This window comes from Oribacterium sp. KHPX15 (genome assembly GCF_900107835.1).
GTDB lineage: Bacteria > Bacillota > Clostridia > Lachnospirales > Lachnospiraceae > Oribacterium.
On record NZ_FNRG01000063.1, the window covers coordinates 1 to 5714 of the forward strand.

At 39.0% G+C, this 5714-nt stretch carries 7 protein-coding genes and 1 riboswitch; of the genes, 6 read left to right on the forward strand and 1 reads right to left on the reverse strand.

Going from position 1 to position 5714, the window contains the following annotated elements; all coding sequences use genetic code 11:
- The first annotated feature begins 240 nt into the window (after positions 1-240).
- Complete coding sequence (locus BLV86_RS16990; RefSeq protein WP_090819956.1) at positions 241-1236, forward strand: virulence RhuM family protein; 996 nt, start codon at positions 241-243, stop codon at positions 1234-1236.
- Positions 1237-1385: 149 nt separating this feature from the next.
- Here the strand turns inward: BLV86_RS16990 and BLV86_RS16995 are convergent, their stop codons facing one another.
- Positions 1386-1586, reverse strand: coding sequence for a hypothetical protein (locus BLV86_RS16995; RefSeq protein ID WP_090819959.1), 201 nt, complete (start codon positions 1584-1586; stop codon positions 1386-1388).
- A 203-nt stretch (positions 1587-1789) separates the two neighbouring features.
- Between BLV86_RS16995 and BLV86_RS17000 the strand changes: the two genes are divergently transcribed.
- From BLV86_RS17000 to BLV86_RS17020, 5 genes are all read left to right on the forward strand, one after another.
- A complete protein-coding gene (locus tag BLV86_RS17000; RefSeq protein WP_090819962.1) occupies positions 1790-2341 on the forward strand; it encodes a flavin reductase family protein in 552 nt (183 codons plus the stop codon).
- Between the two features lie 47 nt (positions 2342-2388).
- Positions 2389-2862, forward strand: a complete 474-nt coding sequence (locus BLV86_RS17005) for a MazG family protein (RefSeq protein ID WP_090819965.1) — start codon at positions 2389-2391, stop codon at positions 2860-2862.
- A gap of 41 nt (positions 2863-2903) precedes the next feature.
- Entirely contained in the window at positions 2904-3491 is a 588-nt protein-coding gene (locus tag BLV86_RS17010; protein WP_090819968.1) for an HD domain-containing protein, read from the forward strand.
- Between the two features lie 186 nt (positions 3492-3677).
- Entirely contained in the window at positions 3678-4271 is a 594-nt protein-coding gene (locus BLV86_RS17015) for a YdcF family protein (RefSeq protein ID WP_242873356.1), read from the forward strand.
- Between the two features lie 12 nt (positions 4272-4283).
- Entirely contained in the window at positions 4284-5237 is a 954-nt protein-coding gene (locus BLV86_RS17020; protein WP_081828143.1) for an MBL fold metallo-hydrolase, read from the forward strand.
- Between the two features lie 295 nt (positions 5238-5532).
- Positions 5533-5606, forward strand: a riboswitch (cyclic di-GMP riboswitch).
- Positions 5607-5714 lie beyond the last annotated feature (108 nt).

Consider the following 5714-nt stretch of genomic DNA (forward strand, 5'->3'; position numbering starts at 1 on the left):
AAAGGCTACAAAGATCTATCCGGCCAGGAGACAAGAACTATGCCAGATGGGGTTTTTGTGACAAGTAATGATCTGGTATATCAATGCAAGCTGATCGTTAATAACCAGCAGAGACTTATTTATCTGCATCGGGATCCAAGTGGTAAATCGTGGTTTATGACTGTATGTGCTTAATACAATACCGATATTACAGAGTCACTTAGAATCAATCGGGATTTGTGATGGAAGGGATATATTCTAATGGATAATAAGGGCGAAGTGATTATATATAAGACTTCTGATGGTCTGAGTAAACTGGAAGTTAATCTCCAAAATGAGACGGTTTGGCTTTCAATCGATCAAATGGCGGAACTGTTCCAAAGAGATAAATCTACAATTTCCAGACATATAAAAAAAGTATTTGAAGAGGGAGAACTAATTCGAGATTCAGTTGTTGCATATTTTGCAACAACTGCTAGCGATGGAAAAACATACAATGTAGAATATTTCAATCTCGATGTAATAATCTCAGTTGGTTACAGAGTAAAATCTCAGCGTGGTACGCAATTTCGAATATGGGCTAATTCTGTATTGAAGGAATATATCATCAAAGGTTTTGCCATGGATGATGAACGCCTGAAGGGAAACGGTGGCGGAAACTACTGGAAAGAACTCTTAGACAGAATCAGGGATATCCGTTCTTCCGAGAAGGTTCTTTACAGACAGGTTCTGGATTTATATGCAACCAGTGTAGACTATAATCCAAGAAGTGATGAATCGATTCAGTTCTTTAAAATTGTTCAGAATAAGCTTCATTATGCAGCCCATGGGCATACTGCAGCTGAAGTTATCTACGAAAGAGCAGATGCGGATAAACCTTTTATGGGACTTACATCTTTTTCGGGGGAACTGCCGGCACTGAAAGATATAAGTGTTGCAAAGAATTATTTAAAAGAAGATGAGTTAAAGATCCTTAATAATCTTGTTTCTGGTTATTTCGATTTGGCTGAAATCAATGCCATTGAACATAGGCCTATGTATATGAGTGATTATGTGGAGCAACTTGATTCTGTTCTATCCTCCGGAAAAAGAAAACTGCTTGAAGGTCCCGGTAAAATCAGTCATGATAAAGCGATTGAGAAAGCAACGAATGAATATCGCAAATACCAGGAAATCACTCTTTCACCGGTTGAGGAAGAGTATTTGAAAAGCATCAAGGATGTAGCTCAAATAACAAAAAAGAAGATGCGAAAATAGGAGCTCGATCCCAAATATCGATGGTACGATAATACCGCTAAGAACTAGGTTTAAAATAATGATGGTGATAAGTTAATGCAGACTGATAGTAACTTTAAAAAGTCCCGTACGATTCATCCTCACCGTGAGGATGATTCATACGGGACTTTTTATAGCCATTTTAAAGCTTTCTCAATTCCTCCGATTCTGATTTCATTGATGATTGCACGCTGCTCCGATTCTGGTTTATTTTTTAGATATTGTGCAAAACTGGCTATTTTCACGCCTGTTTCTACAGGATCGCTCTTCTTAGACCAAACGGAAATACCGGCTGCTTCCAAAAGCTGTCTTTTTAACTCTTCCTCACTCATGATAGTCCTCCACACTATATATAAAAAGGATCTGGATAAAGTTTATGTAAAACGCCTTGTCATGTATATCATATCGAACCGGCCATGGATACTATAATCATTACAGAAATAATATTCCTGGCTTGTTGTAATAGATACGGTAAAGAACCATGTGCTATAGTAAAGAAAGCGTATTGTAAGCATACTTTCGAGGAGAAACAACTATGAGCAGAGTTAATTTTGGAGCTAAGCCACTTATGTTGCCACAGCCGGTCCTTATCATTGGAACCTATGATGAGAACGGTGTTCCCAATGCCATGAATGCAGCCTGGGGAATCACGACAGACTTTAAAGAGATCACTATCAGCCTTGCTGAGCATAAGACAACTGATAATTTCAATATTACAAAGGCATTTACAGTCAGCATGGCAACAGAAGATTATGTTGCAGCCTGCGACTATGTAGGTATCGAGTCAGGGAAAAAGGTTCCAAACAAGTTTGAGAAGGCCGGATTCCATGCAACAAAGAGTGAGTATGTGAATGCTCCGCTTATCGATGAACTTCCTATGGCACTTGAATGTAAGGTTAAGAGTTTTAATGATGGAATCCTTATCGGTGAAATAGTAAATGTTTCGGCAGCTGAGAGTGTCATCACTAATGGAAAGATTGATCCCAAGAAATTAAAGCCAATTACTTTTGATCCTTGTAATAACACCTATATTGGCCTTGGTGATGTAGTTGGAAACGCATTTAAGGACGGTATGACCTTAAAATAATGTAGTGACTTCTGTTGTTTCCAGCTTTAGGTTAAGGGGTACCATTTATGACAGAGATTGAAAGATTAAAAGATATAGTTAAAACATTACGAAGTGAGAATGGCTGCCCCTGGGACAAAGCACAGACCCATGAGAGTCTTAAAGCAGCCTGTATTGAAGAAGCTTCTGAAGTGATCTGTGGGATCAATATTTTGAAAGAAACCAAGGATTCCGAAAACCTGAAAGAAGAACTTGGGGACCTTCTTCTCCAGGTAATGTTTCATGCCGTAATGGCTGAAGAGGAAGGTCTCTTCACCTTTGATGACATCGCTAAGACCGTATCAGAAAAGATGCTGAGAAGACATCCTCATGTATTCGGCGATATGAAATATGCTTCTGAGGAAGAACTCCGTGAAGCATGGAATGAGATAAAGAAGGAAGAAAAGGCCGGGAAAGAATGGCAGGAAGAGTATCTGAAAGCTGCCTTTAAGGAGGCATCGGAGCTGATTACAAGGGCTGAGAAAAGGAAAGGATTCAGATAAATAAAAGGTGCCAGTTTAAACAATGAAGGGGTAATTTTTCGATGGATGATCGTTTGAAAAAACAGCTGGAATTCTCTCTTGAGATCGATAAAGAAAAGAACGTTTTCAGACAGACCAGCCTCTCAGGTCATGGGAGAAAAGAGAATGATGCAGAACATGCCTGGCATATGGCGATCATGGCATATCTGTTAAAAGAGTATTCCAATGAGCCAATTGATATTGCCAAGACTATGCTCATGTGTCTTATCCATGATGTGGTGGAGATTGATGCAGGCGATACCTATGCCTATGATGAAGAGGGGCTTAAGACTCAGAAAGAACGAGAGGATAAAGCCAAGGAACGTATATTTTCGATTCTGCCGGAAGACCAAAAAAGGGAACTCATCTCGTTATTTGACGAGTTTGAGACCTATGAAACACCGGAGTCAAGATTTGCTCATGCCATGGATAATCTACAGCCGCTTTTACTAAATGAAAGTAATGACGGCGGAGACTGGAGAGAACATAAGGCTACAGCTGATAAGGTTTACGGAAGGCAGAAAAAGACAAAGCTTGGATCGGAAAAGCTCTATGAGGAAGTGACTGATAAGATACTCAAGAAGAACATTAAGAATGGAAATATTATTTAGAGATGATCAGGTGAAGGATTTGGAATGAACTTTATAAGATATTTGTTTCTGGCATTCATGTTTATTAGTCTTATCTACTCTGTCAGTATCTACATGGTAGGAAGTGGCACATTCTCATTTTTGATATGGATATTCAGCACAATTGTTTTTGGACTTTTATTCTATCTTTCAGGCAATGGAAGGTGGATGAGGATTCCATCTGGGATAAGATGTGCAGGTTACCTTATAATCGGATTAACGGCAATAGTCTTTACCATCTGCCTTATTGCCATGGCCAGTCACTTCAAGGATAAAGGTGAAGAAAATCTTGATTATATAATTGTCCTTGGCGCACAGATGAAAGGCGGAAGTCCTAGTACGATCTACAGATTCAGACTTGATGCAGCATATGAATATCTCATGAAGAATCCTGACACTATCTGCATTGTATCCGGCGGAAAAGGTAAGAATGAGACTGTCAGTGAAGGAGACGGGGGAAAGGAATATCTCATTTCAAGAGGTATTGATCCTGAGCGTATCATCGCAGAAACAAAAGCCAGGGATACAGTTGAAAACATATTGTTTTCAAAAGAGATAATGGATCGATCAACAAGCGATGATACATTAAGGATAGGTATAGTGACAAACAATTTCCATGTCTTTCGGGGCATTCATCTGGCAAAGAGGTACACGGAAAACCAAGTTTACGGGATAGCAGCATATACAGTGCCCTGGTATCTTCCTAACAATATGGTAAGGGAATGCTTTGGCATTTTAAGAGATTTCAGGAAAATGAAATAAAAGAGGCTTTTTATGAGAATTATAAACCTGATAGAAAATACAGAAGGAAAAGCAGGATGTGCAAGCGCACATGGACTGTCATTTTATGTTGAGACGTCCGGACATAAATTGCTTGTAGACCTGGGGCCATCTGATGAAACAATAAAAAATGCAGAGAAGTTAGGCATTGACATCTCACAGGTAGATACGGTCATTCTGAGTCACGGACATTATGACCATTCAGGAGGAATCAAAGCATTCTCCAAGATAAATTCCAGTGCTGTAATTTACATGCAACAGTCGGCATCGGATGATCATTATGCCGACGATGGAGAAAGTGCAGGCAGTGAGCGATACAAATACATAGGGATAGATAAAGATATCTTGAATCTTCCCCAGGTTAAGATAATATCCGGTGATTACAGAATAGATGATGAACTGGAGCTTTTTACGTTAAGGAAGAGGACACATAAACTGCCGTTCACGAATAAACGCATATTGAAAAAGGAAAACGGGAAATATGTAGAGGATGATTTCAAACATGAGCAATATCTCGTAATAAAGAATGACGGTAAAAGTATACTGATGTCCGGCTGTGCACATAACGGAATACCAAACATCCTTGATGCTTACAAGGATAAGTATGATTCATTCCCGGACGCAGTGATCAGCGGCTTCCATCTGATGAAAAAAGAAAAATACACAAAGGATGAAATAAACGAGCTCCTGAAAACCGGAAGGGAATTGAAGAAATGCCCGACCATGTTCTATACCTGTCATTGTACAGGGGAAACAGCTTATAAGATACTCAGGATCACAATGGGCGACCAGATCAGGTATGTCCATTCGGGTGACGAAGTAAAGATAGAGAAATGGAACAAAGATAAGGAAAGGAAACAAGTATTTATGAAATGGCATAAGTTTTTTGCATGGGCTACAGTATTCTGTTTTGTGATGACAATGATTACAGGATATGAGAAGAAATGATTGATCACTCTAATTCTAACGGCAACATTTTAATTGTTGCCGATTCTTTGGGCAAAAATATGCTGAAATTGTCTTGATTATGGGATTAGGATATAAGAAAACGTTTAGAAAGTCCAAAACCTTAAAAATAAGAACGCTATAAACAAATTAAAAACCAAAATTAATTTATTAATTTTAACTAAAGTTATTGCAATTTAAATAATTTAGAGTATAATTAGAATTGTAAAGAGGAGATGAGAAAAGAATGGAACCAGAAAAAACGGTTCGCTTCTCTTTAAACTAAGATCCAACCTAGATCTTAGTTGGGCAAACCCGGAGAAATCCGGCGACGCAAAACTACAGGGGCCGAAAGGCCAGCCAGTTGCAATCTTCATGGAGCTGAGGCTCCGAAGGTTAGTTCTCGAATCAGAATTAATTCAAGAAGGTTCTAGGTTAACTGGCACAGGGTACAAAACCCGGTGCCAATTTTTTATCCCG